At 57.6% G+C, this 17,738-nt stretch carries 13 protein-coding genes; 3 read left to right on the forward strand and 10 right to left on the reverse strand.

The genetic code is table 11. The features are described from left to right. The first annotated feature begins 134 nt into the window (after nucleotides 1-134). A complete protein-coding gene (locus ABJK70_RS04500; RefSeq protein WP_077729288.1) occupies nucleotides 135-491 on the forward strand; it encodes a PilZ domain-containing protein in 357 nt (118 codons plus the stop codon). A 62-nt stretch (nucleotides 492-553) separates the two neighbouring features. Here the strand turns inward: ABJK70_RS04500 and ABJK70_RS04505 are convergent, their stop codons facing one another. The 3 genes from ABJK70_RS04505 to ABJK70_RS04515 all read right to left on the reverse strand — a co-directional run bounded on the left by ABJK70_RS04505 (nucleotide 554) and on the right by ABJK70_RS04515 (nucleotide 2,219). Continuing rightward, nucleotides 554-1,318, reverse strand: coding sequence for an OmpA family protein (locus ABJK70_RS04505; protein ID WP_086133098.1), 765 nt, complete (start codon nucleotides 1,316-1,318; stop codon nucleotides 554-556). Between the two features lie 13 nt (nucleotides 1,319-1,331). After that, nucleotides 1,332-1,850 (reverse strand): DUF4398 domain-containing protein, encoded by a 519-nt coding sequence (locus ABJK70_RS04510; protein ID WP_139840988.1) that lies wholly within the window; start codon nucleotides 1,848-1,850, stop codon nucleotides 1,332-1,334. Nucleotides 1,851-1,952: 102 nt separating this feature from the next. Further along, nucleotides 1,953-2,219 (reverse strand): PGPGW domain-containing protein, encoded by a 267-nt coding sequence (locus ABJK70_RS04515; RefSeq protein WP_077729291.1) that lies wholly within the window; start codon nucleotides 2,217-2,219, stop codon nucleotides 1,953-1,955. Between the two features lie 1,282 nt (nucleotides 2,220-3,501). Between ABJK70_RS04515 and ABJK70_RS04520 the strand changes: the two genes are divergently transcribed. Further along, nucleotides 3,502-4,851: a HAMP domain-containing sensor histidine kinase gene (locus ABJK70_RS04520; protein WP_347257455.1), complete on the forward strand. Its 1,350-nt coding sequence runs from the start codon at nucleotides 3,502-3,504 to the stop codon at nucleotides 4,849-4,851. A 31-nt stretch (nucleotides 4,852-4,882) separates the two neighbouring features. Here the strand turns inward: ABJK70_RS04520 and ABJK70_RS04525 are convergent, their stop codons facing one another. The 3 genes from ABJK70_RS04525 to ABJK70_RS04535 all read right to left on the reverse strand — a co-directional run bounded on the left by ABJK70_RS04525 (nucleotide 4,883) and on the right by ABJK70_RS04535 (nucleotide 6,576). Continuing rightward, nucleotides 4,883-5,560, reverse strand: coding sequence for a DUF1294 domain-containing protein (locus ABJK70_RS04525; RefSeq protein ID WP_347257456.1), 678 nt, complete (start codon nucleotides 5,558-5,560; stop codon nucleotides 4,883-4,885). 163 nt (nucleotides 5,561-5,723) lie between these two features. Further along, complete coding sequence (locus ABJK70_RS04530; RefSeq protein ID WP_077729294.1) at nucleotides 5,724-6,116, reverse strand: Hsp20/alpha crystallin family protein; 393 nt, start codon at nucleotides 6,114-6,116, stop codon at nucleotides 5,724-5,726. A 16-nt stretch (nucleotides 6,117-6,132) separates the two neighbouring features. Then, the gene (locus ABJK70_RS04535) at nucleotides 6,133-6,576 is read right to left on the reverse strand and encodes an Hsp20/alpha crystallin family protein (RefSeq protein WP_347257457.1); all 444 of its coding nucleotides are present in this window, start codon (nucleotides 6,574-6,576) and stop codon (nucleotides 6,133-6,135) included. 218 nt (nucleotides 6,577-6,794) lie between these two features. Between ABJK70_RS04535 and ABJK70_RS04540 the strand changes: the two genes are divergently transcribed. Beyond that, complete coding sequence (locus tag ABJK70_RS04540) at nucleotides 6,795-7,895, forward strand: DUF1207 domain-containing protein (RefSeq protein WP_347257458.1); 1,101 nt, start codon at nucleotides 6,795-6,797, stop codon at nucleotides 7,893-7,895. Nucleotides 7,896-7,915: 20 nt separating this feature from the next. On the opposite strand, the gene ABJK70_RS04545 is transcribed toward ABJK70_RS04540, so the two are convergent. From ABJK70_RS04545 to treZ, 4 genes are all read right to left on the reverse strand, one after another. Next, entirely contained in the window at nucleotides 7,916-8,605 is a 690-nt protein-coding gene (locus ABJK70_RS04545) for a phospholipase (RefSeq protein ID WP_086133103.1), read from the reverse strand. A gap of 271 nt (nucleotides 8,606-8,876) precedes the next feature. Continuing rightward, nucleotides 8,877-9,782 (reverse strand): VOC family protein, encoded by a 906-nt coding sequence (locus ABJK70_RS04550; RefSeq protein ID WP_077729298.1) that lies wholly within the window; start codon nucleotides 9,780-9,782, stop codon nucleotides 8,877-8,879. A gap of 85 nt (nucleotides 9,783-9,867) precedes the next feature. Further along, complete coding sequence (treY, locus tag ABJK70_RS04555) at nucleotides 9,868-15,027, reverse strand: malto-oligosyltrehalose synthase (protein ID WP_347257459.1); 5,160 nt, start codon at nucleotides 15,025-15,027, stop codon at nucleotides 9,868-9,870. A gap of 5 nt (nucleotides 15,028-15,032) precedes the next feature. Then, a complete protein-coding gene (gene treZ, locus ABJK70_RS04560; protein WP_347257460.1) occupies nucleotides 15,033-17,240 on the reverse strand; it encodes a malto-oligosyltrehalose trehalohydrolase in 2,208 nt (735 codons plus the stop codon). Nucleotides 17,241-17,738 lie beyond the last annotated feature (498 nt).

Below are 17,738 nucleotides of genomic sequence, written 5' to 3' on the forward strand. Positions count from 1 at the left end.
TTCGGATTCCTCGACTTATTGCTGCAAGCAAAACGCGCGCTGAACGGTCAAGTCAACCGCCAGTTGCTTTTGGAGGAGCTTTTGATTCATTGGGCGCAACTCGGACAGTCGCCGCAAGCGGACTGGGACCTATCATGAGTGCAAGCGAAAACAAGGTACGCCAAGGCATTCTGTCTCTAACGATTCGGGATAAAAATGTTCTGTACTCCGCCTATATGCCGTTCGTCAAGAACGGTGGGCTGTTCATTCCGACGAACCGCAGCTACAGTCTGGGCGAAGAAGTATTCATGTTGCTGAATCTTATGGATGAACCCGAACGGATTCCGGTAGCCGGAAAGATTATCTGGATTACCCCTAACGGTGCGGAGGGTTCTCGCGCCGCGGGTATCGGCGTGCAATTCAGCGACGAGGACGGCGGGGCTACCCGTGCCCGAATCGAAAACTACCTGGCCGGCAGCCTCGAGTCGCAGCGGCCGACACATACGATGTAACTGCTGACGAACGACGGTTATATGACGCCTGGCTTCACTTTGAGTTCCGACTTCGGTTGATATCATCTACCTCGTTCGGCGACTGGTTTGCCCGGTTCCGACAAATATATTTCTACGCGACGGTTCTGTAACCGTCCGGCGTTCGTATCGTTCGAAGCCACTGGATAAGCCTCGCCGTATCCGCGGGTCACGATACGGTCCGGGCTGACGCCGTTTCTAAGCAAGAAATCCTGCACGGCTTGTGCGCGGCGCAGAGACAGCTCCTCATTATAGGACTCCGATCCGCGGCTGTCGGTATGCCCTTCGATGAGGACGTTGCGATCCGGGTGCTGTTTAAGCGTATTCACTAACTGATAAAGCTCTTGCTGAGCGCCCGGTTTGAGGTTGGCTTTATCGTATTCGAATAGCACACTGCCCAAGGTAACCATAAGACCACGCTCGGTCTGCTGGGCCTTAAGCGCAGAAAGCTCCTGTTGTAGAAGCAGCCTCTCGCGTTCGTCGAGGATTTGCTGGGTCTCGGACTCGGCTTTTCGGGTTTCGGCTATGGCCCGTGCGATCTCGACTTTCCTCTGGGCGATGTAGGCGAGATGGGTGGTTTCGTCTTCATCGTCAGCGTTTTCGGCCTGCCGCAGGGTTTCACCCGCCTCCGCGAGCGCGACTGGAGCATTTTGTGCGATCTCGACGTCTTGCTGGGCTTGCGAATACGACAGGCGAGCCTTTTCCAAGGATTCGTTCTGCGTGGCGCAGCCTGCGCATAGGGTGATTATGCCTAGCGAAAAGCAGCGAATCGCGAGTGAATAACGGAGATTATTGTCCGTCCTTGACATAGCGTTGCCTCCTTTAGAGATTCACGTCGTCAGTGCGCCGACCTCTGGTTTCCGCCTCGCGGCGCAGCTCTTCGATGGTTTGCTGGGCTTGCTGCGCCATTTGGCGGGCATTTTCCGACTGGGCTTTAGCCTCGGCCAACTGGGCGTCGATCTGGGCCTGCTCGGCCAGACGGCGCGCATCCTCGTATTTCTCGTCAGCCAAAGCCTTCTTGGCGCGTCCCAATTTATCCATGGCACGTTGTATTTCCGCCGGGGCATATTCCGACGCTTTTACCATCATGGCTTGGTTGAGAGCCGTATCCGCTGTCGAAATCGTATTGATGGGCGGAGTTTCGGATGCACAACCGAATAATCCCATAGCACTCAAACAGACGATAGAAATACCTGGCCGAGGTTTTGAAAATGCCTTGTAGATTCTCATGAGAAAACCTCCTGTAACATGAGAGTTGCGACTTTCAGAACTACTCTTATTCCCTGTCGATAAGCCAAGCGTTAAGTGCTCGCCGATACGATAGTCGGGCGCATCGGCCATAGGCTCGATCAAATGCGAGAAAAAATCGCTTCGCAGCCGGCAAGTTATCGGAAGTGTGTCATCGGGTAACTGACTCTTTATTTTGCTCACAGTATTACCGGTTCATTTCCCGATCAGATTGCTAGCTTTCCGTTTGATATCGTCGGCACTTTGCTTGAGATCTTTGGCTCGTCGTTTGACGACACGTAACCAGTGTCGCGCCCAGGCGAATTCGATGCCCAGAATTGCCAGGCCTAAAGGGATGAGTAGAAAAGCTGGACCCGGCAATACGATTAAAGCGATCCCGATCAACACTACGGTAGATCCGACCACTCCGATGACCACGCGCCGCGCCACCTTATACGTTTTGACGAGGCTCGTGCGTGACATAAGTCCTCTTTTTCATTGATGAGCCGAGGTTTCGCTGAAACTTTTCAAGGTTTTGACCGGTCGGCGGTGGTTCAGTTTCTGAAGGCGAGCCGTATGACGGAACGATCTTGTCGTTCGCTTAGCAAGGCAGTAGGCATTTAGGATTATCCGATTGCCCTCAAAGAGCCGTTTTTTAGATCGTTAAAGAGCATCTCGATCACATAGATAAATCGTGACGAAAAGCAGCACAAAGACGGATGGTCAAGTGACGTCGCTAGAATTATCTCTGATCTCCAGAAAATAATATTCTTGATTGAACATTACGTTTAATCATTACGGAAAGGCCTCTTAGTGTGAAAGGCAAATCATGATTGAATAGGCATTCAATTCGGTTTTAAGATCGGCTGACCAATATATATCAATACTCATTAAGCCGACCTAAAAATAAGTCCCAGTTTTACTGAGCATGGATTCGGTACCTGTCCATCCGCGGGAAAGGGCTTGCCGGAGTCGAACCGGCCTTCCGGGGATATGAGCCCCGGCGCGCACCGGCGCCTTTGTTGGCTCCGCGGTCTACGTGGGGCATGCAAAAAAGAAGCCTTACCTATTAGATGGCGAGCTTGCTAATCTATCGCAAAAAAATGTAAAACTCCGTGAATATACTTATCTCTTAACTGTGACAAATGCCGCGAAAGTGGAATCGCCTATCGGCAGCATATCTCTTGGGAGGTACGATATGTTTCATAAAGTGACCGGCTCATTGGTTGTGTCGTATGTTTTTGTGAAGCACATCGGTTACGCTCGGCAACCCCTTATAGAGTCGTGTTTCTACTGCCTTTGCTTATGGCGATCGGTAGGCTTTCGAGTAGATTCTGGAGGGATATATAAAATGAAGCCTGCTGAAACCGGACAACCGCTATCAATCGACCTGTTATTATTTTGCATCCTTGATTTTGTTGAATGCCCGGCGCTGGTTGCCGATCTTGGTTTCCCCGTTTAAACCATGCCGGTCACGAAAGAGGGCGGTCTTCCGCGGCGGATCGGGAGATAAAGCAAGATAGCGCGGGAACTTAGACGCCATTTGAGCATCTATAGACGCTCGGTGATTGCCTCCTTTTCGGCGCCCATCTACAAGGGGAGGGGGCTTAGCCGGCGCTCTGTAGCAATGTAGCAATCCGATTGATTGGTCGATTGGAGGTGTGCAACCGATCGACTCGATTTAAGCTTCCCCACTTAAGGCCTATCCCCGTTGGCTATCAGTCCCGATCATTGCCGGATTTCTGATCGCCTGCGGAATCGAGGTATGAGTAGATTCATAGAGATACAAACCATGTGGGATAGTCTTCAAACATTAATTTCAGCTGACGGGCTCATGCCTCACGGATATTGCCTGCTATGGCGTCCTTCCTTGCTTTATCTGCATGTTTTTTCGGACGTCATGACGGCGCTGGCCTACTATTCCATTCCAGGCGCTTTGATCTACTTCGTCCTGCGCCGCCGCAATCTTCGCTTTCGCAATATTTTCTTGCTCTTCGGCGCCTTCATTCTCGCCTGCGGTACGACTCATTTGTTGGAAGCCTGGACGGTCTGGCAGCCGATCTACGAGGTGGAAGGTATTGTCAAGCTGTTCACTGCCCTGATTTCGGTCGTCGCTGCCGTTGTGCTATGGCCGTTGATCCCCCAGGCTCTCGCCATGCCCAGCCCGGAGGAACTGGAACAGACTAACCGGCGATTGATCAAGGAAATACAGGAACGCAAGGCGGCCGAGGAGAAGATTCGGCAACTGAACGCTAATCTGGAAGAGAGGGTTGCGCAACGCACGCAAGAGTTAATGCAGCTTAACCGCCAGCTTAAATTGGAGATTCAGGAACGCAAGCGGGTCGAAGACAGTCTTCGCGATGCCGATAGCCGCAAGGACGAGTTCCTGGCCATGTTGGGTCATGAGCTCAGAAATCCTTTGGCTCCGATTCGAAACGCCGTGCAGGTCATGCGCAAGATCGGTGTGGCCGATCCCAAATTGGCTTGGGCGCGCGATGTCGTTGATCGTCAAGCCGGCCATCTGACCCGGTTGGTGGACGACCTGCTGGACGTTTCACGCATCATCAGGGGCAAGATTACTTTGCACAAGCGCGCCATAACGGTTGCCACGGTTATCGAACAGGCTCTCGAAACCAGCAAGCCGTTAATCGATGCTCGTCATCACGAACTCGCGGTTTCGTTACCGGAAGAACCGGTGCAGATTTATGGGGATCCGGTGCGTTTGGCGCAGGTTGTCTCGAACATACTCAATAATGCGGCCAAGTACACGCCTTCTGGCGGCAAAATCAGGCTGACGGTGGCGCGTGAATCCGCCCAGGCGGTCATTCGTGTACGTGATACGGGTGAGGGCATACCGGCCCATCTGTTGCCGAGGCTCTTTGATCTGTTCACTCAAGCCGAGCGTACCATCGACCGCTCGCAAGGCGGTCTCGGTATCGGTCTGACGATCGTCCAAAAACTCGTGGAGTTACACGGGGGCCGGGTCGAAGCCAGCAGCGAGGGTCCCGGAAGAGGCAGCGAGTTCGTCATCAGGTTGCCGGTTTCCGAAGAACTTGTGGAAGTCGGCGCTAGCGGAGAATCCCCGTCCGCTACGTTGAAAAGCGTTCATTCATGATCGGCCGGTTTCCGCCCGAACTTGATCAGGGTTAGGGCCCAAGAAAATCGACCGCGAGAAACGCGGCCCACGCCAGTCCGTGGCAGATAATAATGCCCCATAGGATTATCCTGTAGCGGGTCTTCCGTATCTTATGGCGGAAATCGTGCTGCGCAAGGAGCGCCCCCGGCCAGCCTCCCATCAACTCTATCATGTGCATGTAAAATTCCGGTATGCGCCATTGGCCGGTTATCGCGTGTTTCTTATCCAGTCCATAAAGCATAATGGCCAGGACGCTCAGGAAAACGTAAGAAAAGAACGGAATCGGATTGTATGTCCGCCAGATCAGATAGCACGACAAGAGGATGGGCAACCCGATCAAGGTCCAGAGAAATGGCGAACGCGGGGTGGCTAGGATACCCTCGGTCGGCTTTTTCGCCGTGATATCGACGCCTTTGATCGCGGCGTAGGAAAGGCGCCTCTTGCCGGGAACGTCGCTTGCCACGTTGTAGAAAATGATGTCTCCGACCTGTGGGCGCCGGCTCGTACCCTCCTCGAGTACGCTGATATGGACGAAATAGTCGTCGCCGCCCATGGATGGACGCACGAATCCGAAGCCTTTGTCATCGTTCCAAAGGACAAGGACGCCTTCCTGCAAGCGGGAATCGTCGGCGACGATCCGCCGCTTGCGGCCGGTCGTCTTTCGTTTATTGAAAGGGGCGGAGGTCAATTCAATTTGCCTTATAGAACTTTGGCATACGCCTTATTGTTACCTGTGTCATTTGTAATCGATTTTACATCTGCCGGCTCAAATCCGATTCGCGGATATGGCAAGGCCCGGCGCTTCCGAACACCGGGCCTCGACATCGCAGAATCCAAAAGGCTGGCTCCGGCTAATCCACGCGCACCTCAATCTTGCGCGGACGCAATTCGGCCCGCTTGGGAATTTTCAGAGTGAGCACGCCGTCCTTGAGTGTGGCGTCGATGTTGTTCGGTTCCAGTTCCGGACTGAGCGAGAAACTCCGGCGGTATCGCGTCGAACGGATGTCCGCATATAGCGCCTGGATGCCCTCCGGCATGTCGAAATGCGCATCACCCTCGATAAGCAGACTGTTCTTATCGACTTCTATGTTGAGTCGATCTCTCGATACTCCCGGCATGTCGGCTACCAGCGTGATGCCCTCCGCATCTTCGCAGATATCGACCGGCGGGTTCAACACCACCTGACGCTCGGGCTTTTGGACGTCGGCGGACTGCCTTGTTGCAACATCTTGTGTCTCAGCCATGATGTTCTCCTTTTGCTCATTTCACTTCGATCTGCCGAGGCTTGGCCGCCTCGCGCCGCTGTACCTTGATGTGCAGAATGCCGTTCTCGCAACGGGCTTGGACTCGATCGGCATCCACATCTTCCGGTAGCGTGATCGCGCGCCGGAACTCGCCGTCGAAACGCTCCTGGCGATAGTAGTTGGCATCCTCTTTTTTCGGCAATTTCCGCTCGCCGGAGACGGACAGCACGTTCTGCTGAATGGAGATGTCCAGTGTCTTGGGATCGACACCCGGGGTAAACAAGTAAACGTCCACCTCGTCGGATGTGGCGCCCACATTCACCGGGGGGAAACTGCCGCGAGTGGCGGATCTGATTCCAATCGGCCAAGACCAACGGCCGAATAGATCGTCCATCTCCCGCTCCAGGCGTTGGAACTCGTCGAATAAGCTGCTCTCGAATGGCGTGGGTCTGTTGAACATAGGTCATACCTCCTTTTAAGCGGTTCAAACTCTTGCCGGCTGAAAGAACAATGGGGTCTCGGCCGCGATTTTCAAGAGATTCGGAGCGAGCGGCATACGCCAAGCCTTTCTTCGTTTGGCCTGATCGGCGCAAGGGCTCGCGGGTTTCCGGCATTGCCTGGAACTTGCCTACGGACTAAGATCACGCTGCACCCCGAATGGATTTCAGGAGTTATTCCATGCGCTCGCACTATGGATGGGTACTTTCCCTCGTTTTTTTCATTCCTTCTGCGGCTCAGCCGGCCGGTCCGAGAGACGATCGTTTCCTCGAAGGCTACGCTTCGGCCGTGCTCGACATGCGTTTCGGGCTGAGCGATGCGAAACCCAGCGTGAAAAACGGTCGGCTGGTGCTCGATCCGGATCAACTCAAAGGACGGAACCCGCAAACGGTCGCTGACGCTCTGCGTGGCATAGAGGGGTTGCAGGTCGAAGTGGGAAGACCCGGCGGCGCGTCGATTGCGGTTAGCGAGCCGGTCCCCGAAACTCAGCCGGCGCCATCTTCCGAAAAACTGACGCGCTATACGGGCTGGCTTCCGCCGGCCAAGGCTTTCGAGTCGCTGATCGCCGATCCGAAATGGCCGCGTTTCTCCGCATCCGTCCAGTTTTACCAGAGCGATGAAGAACTGAACACGGTCGGTTCCGCAAACTTCGGTGCGACGCTTCCGTTTTACGGATGGGAAGGATTGGGCGCCAGTTGGCAAGTCGGACTCCAGGCCGGCGTATTTTCGATTTTCAATCTGAACGCGAGTTCTACCGATCTGGTGAACTCCGATTTCTTCGTGGCGCTGCCGGTGAGCGTCAGAACCGGCCCGTTCTCGGCCCAGGCGCGCGTTTTCCACCAAAGTTCGCATTTGGGCGACGAGTACCTGCTGCGCAATCGGGTCGATCGCATCAATCTTTCCTTCGAGGGCGCCGATCTCTTGCTCTCCTGGAATTTCGGCGATTTCTTGCGCCTCTATGGCGGTGGAGGAGGGCTGTTCCGAACCGATCCGGGCGATCTCGAACCCTGGTTTGTTCAAGGCGGATTCGAGTTGACGAGCCCCTATCCAGTATTTACCGAACTCTTGTATCCGGTCGCGGCACTGGACATTCAGGCTGCCGAAGGAGGCGATTGGGACGCCAGCTATTCGGCGCGTGCCGGCATCGAGTTTCGCAGCGCCTGGCTGGAGGGTCGGCGCTTGCAGTGGCTGTTCGAATATTTCAACGGGCGCTCGCCGAACGGCCAGTTTTTCGAAAGGCACATCGAGTATTTCGGGACCGGTCTCCATTTCTATTTCTGATCAGGAGAGACCCGCTGGGATCAATGCAGCCCCGTTTTTCCGGCAAACCAACGGGCAGCCTCCTGCGCTATATCCGAGGGAACGCTATGGCCGCCCTCGAATTCCCGGTAGACAACCTCATAGCCGGCCCGCTTCAGCTGCGGCACGATGCGGCGGCTGCATTTGTCGATAGGCAACACGGTATCGTCCGTGCCATGGGAAATGAATACCTGCGGATTTCCGCGCTGTACGGTGGATATCATGAAGCCCGGCGAAAACGCGAGGATATGGCTGAACAAGTCACCGTTCATGACGCCCAGCGAGAGCGCATAAGACGCGCCGTCCGAAAAGCCGCCGATCGCGATTCGCGACGGATCGACCGCATAGTGGGTAAACACATGGCTCAAGACCCGATCGACTTGGGTGAGGTCTACCCCATACTCTTCGATGATCACATCCCAGGTGAATTCGTGCGATGCGGGCGCCGCCAGGATCAATCCGCAAGGATCGGCCAACTTCAAGAGAGGGGCCAAACCGTGCTGGGAATTGCCCCCGGCTCCATGAAACAACAACACCAGCGGAAGAGCGCGGCCTCCCCGATAGCTCTCTGGAATATAGAGATGCCCGCTACGCTTGGATTCTTCGAGTCTGAGCGGTAGCAGGCCGGTTGGGGCGGACTTCTTGATCTTTATCCGCTCCGGACGCGCCGAAAGATGTCCTATTTTGCTCATTGCGATACTTTTCCTTGAATGAAGATTCCAAGGTTCGAGTGACGCTCGGGTCCTTTTGTGAGCTCCAGCCGGTCGGATTCATCTCAGCGGAAATCCGATGCTCACGCCGGTACGCATATGAACCGGACCGTATCGGACACCTGGCCCGGAAATGCCGATACCCGCGTACGGCCTCACGCTGCTACAAGCGCTAAGTAATGGCGCAACGAGGATCAGCCCTATGATCAGGATGATCGGCCTTTTGGCTGCTTTCATGATCGGACCTCTTGCTTCATCGTGAAGGCGGTATTTGCTGAATGCCGAACATCGCTCCCGACGGATCGGTCATCACGGCGACCGTTCCCGAGCGGATGTCGGGGTGCGGAGCGATGAGCACCTTACCTCCGAGACTTTCCGCGCCGGCAACAGTTCCGGCGAGATCCGAGACTCGAATGTACGGCAGCCAGGCCGCTTGTCCCCCGGCCAGGGGCTGTCTTGCGAGTCCGGCCCTCGGAGTCCCTTCGCGCTTGAAGATGAGATACGGTTGCTTGCCGCTCTCGCGCGGCCACGAGTCGACTTGATATCCCGCAAGCTCATGGTAGAACCGTGTCGCCTTGTCGAGGTCCTCGGCCCACAATTCGTCCCAAAACCAGTCGTTTTCCTCGGGTTCGATGGGCTCGGGATCGCCCCATCGGGTACGGATTACCGTCAGCGGAGCACCGTCCGGATCGCGGATAACGGCGAAACGTCCCCGTTCCGGCGCGTTCACCGGCGTCAGCGGCACGGTTCCGCCGGATCGCTCGGCCAGCTGCACCGCGCGATCGACATTCTCGACCGAAAGCAAGCTAAGCCACTGATTCGCGGGGTGCGGCGGTTCGGTATCCTTAGCCACGAGACCGGAAATCGGACGTCCGTGGTTCCAGGCAATCGAATAGTCGAAATCACCTTGAGTGGAGTCGGTAAACCGCCAGCCGAACAGGCTTCCGTAAAAACGCTTGGCGGCGGGTAGATCGTCGGTCACGAGATCGTGCCAGACAAAACGGCCGGGTTGGTGGAGCCGCGTCTCGGTGGGCGAGATTGCGGGCAACTCGACCACACGGTCGGCACAGGCCGAAAAAAGTCCGAGCGAGACGATCAGCAGGACCGGGATAATGCTTCTACAAGTGTGTTTGAAAGGTTTGTATCTGATACGACGCATCACAAACTCCTGCCAAACGACCTATGGTGCTTTCGGATTCAAGGTGCTGCCTACGGCGGCTTCTTCTATCGGATGTGAAAACCCACTAATCCACCTTGACCAACAACGCCAGCGGAAAGCCCGAAAACAATTCCGTTGCCATCAGCGGGGCCGCGCCGCCAAGCGTTACCTGTTCCCGCGTGAGGCAGTGCGCATAAGTGCCGGCGACGGCAGGCGGCAGCGTCAGGCGGGTATCGTCCCAAACCGTCCCATCGCCCAGCGGCGATAAGGCGCCGTTGCCGAGGCGCAATATCCAGCGGGGCACCGCCACCAGCACCGTGCGCGAGCCGAAGCGGCGGAGAAACGCGCACAGGTGTTCGGCTTTTTTCCCCTCGGCTTCCAGCGGATGATAGCCGCCGCGGCGGAACAAATCCGGATCCTGTTGCCGCACTCGCAGCGTTTCCCGTGTGACATACAGCTTGATTCGCCCGTCGCTCATATCGCTTTGCATCTCACCGAGTTTCGGTGCGAGCTCCGGCGCAGTCAGTCCATCCCATGCCTTGATCTCGTTCAATAAAAGCTGTCGCCGCTCATAATCCACCGGCCGACGGTTGTCCGGGTCGACCAGGCTGAAATCCCACAGCTCGTTTCCCTGATAAACGTCCGGCACGCCGGGAACGGTGAGCTTAAGCAGGACTTGAGCCAGGCTGTTGTGCAAACCTGCGCGGGTGATGCCCGACAGAAAATCGCGAAAGTCGCGGAGAAATTCGTCCTGCTCTCCTGGAGTTACGAGTTTCCGCAGAAAATCCGAGACTGCCCGTTCGTAGGGTAAATTCGGATTCAGCCAACTGCTGAACAGCTTGGCTTCTCTCATCGCCTTGACCATGTAGGCTTCCAATCTCTGCACGTAGTTCCCCGCGCTTTCCGGGTTCAGCTCTCCCAGCGGCCAGGTTCCGACCAAAGTCTGATAAATCAGGTATTCATCGTTTCTCGACGGGGCCGGATCGCCGTCGACCATGCTTTTCTTCTTCCGATTGAGCTCGCTCCAGTTACGGACGCGCGCTATCCATTCATCGGGAAGCTCCGACAACACGTCGATGCGGGCCCTCACATCCTCGGAACGCTTGGTATCGTGGGTCGAGGTGCTCAATAGGGAATGGGGCCAGAATTGGCTGCGTTCTTCGTTACGGCGATGAAAATCGGCGAGCGAAACGCCGAAATATCTGGGATCGCCACCGACTTCGTTCAAAGACACGAAACGGTTGTAGCGGTAGAAAGCCGTGTCTTCCATGCCTTTCGCCATGGCCGGGCCGGTCAGCTGCTGAAATTTCATCGCGAACGAGACGACCTGTTCCCGATACCGGTCGCTCTTGCCCTCCGCCAGAATCGTCAGCAGTTCGTCCCGGACGAAATCGAAGATCGTAAGGTCTCCCACCAGGCTTCGTTTTTTCGCGTGCTCGACCGCGAGCTCGATGTAGTTCCGATCGGTTTCGGATATCCCCCGGCCGGTTACGTAGGTTCGGTAGACCGGAAAACAAGCGATGATTTCCCGCAGTGCATCCCGCAGGCTGTTCAGGCTGTAATCGCGGGTGCGGCGGTCGCTTTCCGCGATCCGGCTCAGCCGGTTGGCGAGCACCGTGAGTTCGCTGGAAAGGGCGACCCTAAGAATCAAGCGCTTTGATTGGTAAAGCAATTCGTCGAAATCGACGGGAAAACTGCAGAAGGACCGGTAGAAGGCATCCAGCGCCTGCTCGGCCCCCGGCCAGATGAAGAGGCCGTTGACCAGGTTGGCGAAGTCGTAGCCGGTCGTGCCATGGACCGGCCATTGGCTGGGAAGGCTCTCGTCCAGAGCGAGGATCTTTTCGACCACGACGTAGAACGCCCGAGCTTCCGATGTGGCGGCGGCCTGGTCCTCGGATTCCGCGGTTTCCGTCCGGGTCAACGCCAGCACGCGATCTTGCAGCGCCCGGCAGTAGGCTCCCGGATTGTAAAGTCCGTCCGGATGGTCGATCCTGAGTCCCTGTATCTTTCCCAGGGCGATGAGGTCCAGGACGAACCGGTGGGTGGCCTCGAAGACATCCTCGTTTTCGATGGACAAGGCGGCCAGATCGTTGGTATCGAAGAATCGGCGATAGTTGATCTCGTCCGCCGCAACCCGCCAATAAGCCAGCCGGTAGGCTTGATATTCGAGAAGCTCGTGGAGCCGGTCGAAACTTGCCGGAACGCCGGGCATGCCGTTGAACTCGCTCACATTCTTGGCGATGAACTGCGAGATGTCCCGGCTGGCTGCGCACAGCCGCGCCAGATGCTGCTTGTGGATTTCTTTGTCCCGGTTGCGTTCGTTGCGCTTGTCCTTGCCGGTCTGCCAGCGGCCGGGCAGGTGGCTGAAAGCCGTTATCAGGCTCTGAAATTCCGCGAGGTGGGAATCATCCGGACTGAGCGCGGTTTTCAGCTGATCCAGCCGGTAAGCCAGAATGCGCGGATATTCCTTGGGATCGATCGGGAACCGGTGGGGCCCGTAGTAAACGGAGAAGGAACCCTCCTCGGCGTCGAAAGCGAGTTCCAGCTCTCCGCTTTCCAATGCGGTTCCGTACGGCGACCCCAAGGTGGGCAGCAGGACTTTGCCGCGCAGATAGTCTTTGACCGGCGACCAGTCGATATCGAAAAAATCGGCATGATCCGAAGCCGGTCCATTTTCGAGCACGTCCAGCCACCAGATGTTGTCGCTGCCCATGACGCCCATATGGTTGGGCACCATATCCAGAATCTGGCCCATGCCGCGCCGTGCGAGCTCGGACACGAATCGGTCGAAATCTTCCTGGCTGCCGATTTCGGGATTCAGTTCGCCATGATCGACGATATCGTAGCCATGGGTGCTGCCCGGCCGCGCTTTCAGATACGGAGACGCATAACAATGGCTGATGCCTAGGTCCTGAAGATAAGGCAGGATTTCCGTCGCCTGGCGAAAGGTGAAATCGCGGTTGAACTGCAACCGATAAGTGGCGCGCGGAATGGAAAAGCTGACGCCCCCGGCTATCGCCGTCTTGCTTTTGATCTGGGTTTTCGGAATTCCGCTGCGCCTTTCGGCCAAGGCGTGCAGCAAGGCGGTGACGGTATCTTCCTTGCGCCACTGTTCGAATTCCAGCGGCAGTTTTCGCCGCCAGTTCGGAAAATCGTCGGGCGCGCCGGGGATCACGAGCTGGTCGGCCTGCCCGAGGGCATCCTCCAGCCGCAGCAGCACGATGTCGGCCGCGGTTCGGGACAGCAGAAGATAAACCGCGCGCACCATGTCGGGCATCATATCGGGCACGGAAATCGGATGGATATTGATGTCGGCCGGCAGCAAGTCTTCCTGTTCCAGCGTGACAAGCAGGCGAGCGCGGGCGACTGCCCGGGCCACGACGGCGTCGTGGCGGGCATCTTCGGAGGCAAAGAGCTTCAATGCCGTGCGTTCGTCCAGATCGCGCCCGAGCCAGAATCCTCTGAGGGGCGGCTCGTCGATCCCGGACGTGACGATGGCCGATTCCGGCGCATATTCCCGTGTAGGCAGGAATTTTTCGGTCTTCCAGTGGGAGAACAGCGATTCGCAAGGCAGCACGCCCGCGTGTTTCAGCCGTTCCATGATGTCCGCCGGAACGGTTTCGCCGTCGGTCGCCAGCACCAGACAGCGATTGCGCTGGCTTTCCAGGGCAAGGATCCCCAGGAGGTCCTCGAAGGGAAAGGCGACATAGCTGCCGTCCTCGGAGCTCCCGCCGGCCGGAATCCAGTACTGCCGGGCCAAGTCGGTCACCTTGTGCACCAGCACGGCGCCGACATGCCGCATCGTCTGCCGCAGACTGGCGGTGAAAGGGCGGTAGGCCGCTTCTCTCAGACTCGGTGGTGTAAAGGGCGAAATGGTGGAGACGCCGCCGTCCGGGCAGGTTTCGGTCGGCGGCGAACCGAGCCGGATGCCGGGCGCATGGTAGGTTTGCTGCGACCAGACTTCCGCACCGCCCGCGGCGGCACTGAATACGAATTCCAGGCATAAGCCGATACTCAAGCCGAGCTCCGCGGCGCGGTCCCCGGCCGACTGGATTTGCTGTTCCGCCTGCCAGTAGAGATAGGCATAGTAGTCGAGCCCGGCGGCATTTTCGGCCGCAAAGCTTTGTACCTCGGGAGACGACGGATCCCTGAATTGCGCCGGCCAATCGGTCCACGCCGAATATCCGGCGCCCTCGCGGGCAAAGCGTTCGCACAGCGCGTCGAACAGCGACTGATGATAAAGAACAGGCCCGCGCGCGGACTGATAGGCGCGAAAGGCTTTTCCGCGTTTGGAAAGCTTCCGCAAATGCTTGTTGCGGAAATGAGCGAAGAGCGATTCCAGGATGCCGAGCTTTACCGCCGCCACTTCGGTATAGTCGATCAGCTCTTCGGCGCGCAGGGCGCGTAGCTGCGCCTGGAATTCCGGATCCGCGACGGCTTGCTGCACGGCCTCGGACTCGGCGAAGTCGGGAATGGCTTCGACGTCGAGGTACAGCACATTGTAAAAAAGCCGGTTGGACGGCTCGTAAGCATTGCCGATTTCCGGCTTCACCGGTTTCAGGGCTTGGAGCGGACTCACCCGGATCATCGCTGCTTCATGCTCGGCGGCGTAATCGACCAAGCCCTTGAGATCGGTAAAATCGCCGATGCCCCAGTTGCGTTGCGAGCGTACGGCGTGAAGAGCCAGCGATAATCCCCAGACCTTTTGTTTTTCTTGCAGAACCGGCGGGAGATAGCAGCGCTCAGGCGTCACGATAAGGCTCATGCTGCCTTTGAGATTTCGCTCCGCGTACTCGACCGTCAGTCGGTGATAGCCCAGAGGAGGCTGAACCGGCAGGGTGAAGGCGTAGCGCCGATAGCACTGGTCCTGAATCGCCAGCTCGCCGACCAGCGCCAACTCGGCCGGGCAGAAGTCTCCGTCCCATCGCTTTCCATCGTCGAGTTCCAGAATCCACGTCATGAGCACATGATCGAGCTGACGAGGCACGGTACAGACGATGACGCGGGAATCCTCGCCCTCGCGAACGACCTTGACCGGCGGCAGGATTCGAAGCCAATGCTCATATTCCAGCTCGGCCATGATCGCCGGCAGCCGTGCCTCGTCGCAGGCATCGATGCCCATGGCCGCCAAGAGTTCGCGCTTGGTGTCGGCGGAAACGCGGACCGTTTCGCCCCGTGAGTCGACGAACTCCGTCTCGATGCCGCAAAGGCCACACAGCTGGTCGATCGCTTTAACGACGGGCATCAGCCTTACCTAATAATCTGTGCGGCCAAGAGCCGCGCCTTATTTCCTTCTCCCTTCGGGCAGAGGTATCTACACAAGTCTCCAAAGCCGTCATTCCGGCAGGGAAGGGTTGCGACTAAAGCAACCGTTTGCGATTGGATGCCGGAATCCAGAACACACGGATGTGAGAGGCCGTTGCCGTCCTTGGCTTCTGGACCCCGGCACTCCAATCGCAAACGGTGTCTTCGGGAAGGGCGTGGCCGGCGCTCCCGGCCAGGCCGTTTGCGATTGGAGCACCGAAGCCACCCTTCCCTGCCGGGGTGACGAGTTGCGTCGATACCTTTACTCCTTGGGAGAGGGGTGGGTGAGGGGCTTGGAGAAAGTGGCCCGAAGGGCTGGATGAGGGAGAGCGCGCTCTCCGGTCGCATGAGAAACCAGGCCGTTGACCAGGCGGGTATCCGGCCCGAAGGTAAGCTGTCGGTAATGTCCGGGTCGCTGACGGCTAATGCCGGATCCGAGGAAAGATCCAAGTTCGACAGCGGTTCTTCCCCAAGATTGGATAAGAGGATCAAGCTGCCGCCGTCATCCAGTTGCCAGACGACCGAAAGTCCTCGTGCGCCGAAGAGCTTGAAGTGTGAGCGGCCGGCGCTTATTTGTTTCAAAAGCGGGACGATTTGCTCGCGGCGGACCGCCAGTAGGGATTGGTAGAACGACTGCCATTCCCGATGTTTCGGAATCTCCAGTGCGGCCCAGTCCAATTTCGAGTTGAAGAAGGTCGAGGGGGCGGAAGGATCGGGAATCCGTTGTCGGAGCTCCGGGGCGGCGAATCGTCCGAAGCGGGCGAATTCGTTGCGTCGGCCTTCCGTCACCGCCTGGGCCAATTCCGGTCCGAAGTCGCAGAAATATTGGAACGGCGTCGGACAGGCGAATTCCTCGCCCATGAACAGCAAAGGCGGGGAAGGCGCCAACAGCAACAGCGTCACCGCCGCTCGGAGTGGGCGGGTTTCCACCAGATCGGAGAGACGCTCGCCGAATGCGCGGTTGCCGACCTGATCGTGATTTTGCAGAAAGGGGACGAACGCGGTGGGCGGAAGATCGCGGCTGATTTCGCCGCGCCGGCGGTTGTCGCGATACGGCGAGGCTTCCCCTTGATAGGCGAAGCCTTCGGTCAGGGCGCGTCCCAAGTGTTTCAGGGGCGCGTCGGCATAATCGGCGTAATAGCCGTCGGTTTCGCCCGTCAACAAGAGGTGCAACGCATGATGCATGTCGTCGTTCCACTGCGCGTCGTACCGCCGGGGCGAACCGTCGGCCTCGCGCGCGAGATAATGCGCGGCGTTGTCGTCGTTTTCCAGTACCAGATGGACGTGCCGGCAGCTTCCGGGGCCGGCGCGAACCTGCTCCGCCAACTCGTCCAGAATATCCGGACGCGAATCGTCGATGATGGCGTGAACCGCATCCAGCCGCAGTCCGTCCAGGTGATATTCCTCCAGCCAGTACAAGGCGTTGTGAATGAAAAAATCGCGCACGGTGCGACAGTTCTCGCCGTCGTAGTTGATCGCGCTGCCCCAGGGCGTATGGTGCCGGTCGCTGAAGAACGGTTTTCCGTAGACATACAAGTAATTGCCTTCCGGCCCGAAGTGGTTGTAGACCACGTCGAGGAATACCATGAGGCCCTTGTGATGAGCGGCCTGGACGAACTCCTTCAGATCGTCCGGCGTTCCGTAGCTGGCATCCGGCGCGAACGGCAGGACGCCGTCATAGCCCCAGTTCCAGCGGCCGGGAAAAGCCGCGATCGGCATCAGCTCGATCGCCGTGATGCCTAGCGAAGCCAGGTAGTCCAGCTTGTCTTGCAGTGCCCGAAAGCTTCCTTCCGGGGTGAAGGTGCCGACGTGCAGTTCGTAGATCACGGCTTCTTCCCAAGGCCGTCCGGCCCAGCCCTCATCGGTCCAGCGGAAGCCGGCCGGATCGATCACCTGGCTGGCGCCGTGCACGTCCGAAGGATTGAAACGCGAGGCGGGATCCGGAACGGCGAGGCCATCGTCCAGCCGAAACCGGTAACGGCTGCCGGCCGCCGCTTCAGTTGTCATGACCTCGAACCAGCCGTCGGCTCGCTGCTGCATAGTCAAACGTCGCTCCCTCTCGTCCGTTCCGAGGATCAAGTCCACGCTCTTCGTTTGCGGCGCCCAGAATCTGAAGCGCACGCCGTCTTCCGTGATTTCCGTGCCGAATGGCATTGAGTGTTTTCGAATCATCGTTCCGATTTGGGTGTTTCCCTTCGAGTTATCCGGTAATAGGCTGGGATAGGCGGCAGCGTTCCCGGCAAACGGCTGAGTTGTTGTCTTGGCCAACCGAGTCGATAAGGAGTCGCTGACGCGACGGTTGTTTTGAATGTGGGTTTCCGAACCCACGGTCGGGATACTTTCTTTTGCTTGGCCAAAAGAAAGTATCCAAAGAAAAGGCCACCCGATTGCCGCTTGTCTCCTCCGCTTCTCGCTTTCGTCGGGAGGCGATCAAAGGGACTCCTGTCCCTTGATCGCCGCGATTCATCCATGAATCGCCCCTCCGGGTTATTCCCGCCGAAAGCTGCGGTGCTCGGCGCGGCAAACGGGAGTTAGAGTAATTTAAAAATTGACTGTGGGCGTTTTTTGCCCCGTATGGTGCGCCCGAGCATCGACGCCTTGAGCCGGAACCGCCCGAAGGGGCGCGGCACGATGCCGCGCGGCAACAAAGGC

It is taken from the genome of Methylocaldum sp. (assembly GCF_039794385.1).
Lineage (GTDB): Bacteria > Pseudomonadota > Gammaproteobacteria > Methylococcales > Methylococcaceae > Methylocaldum.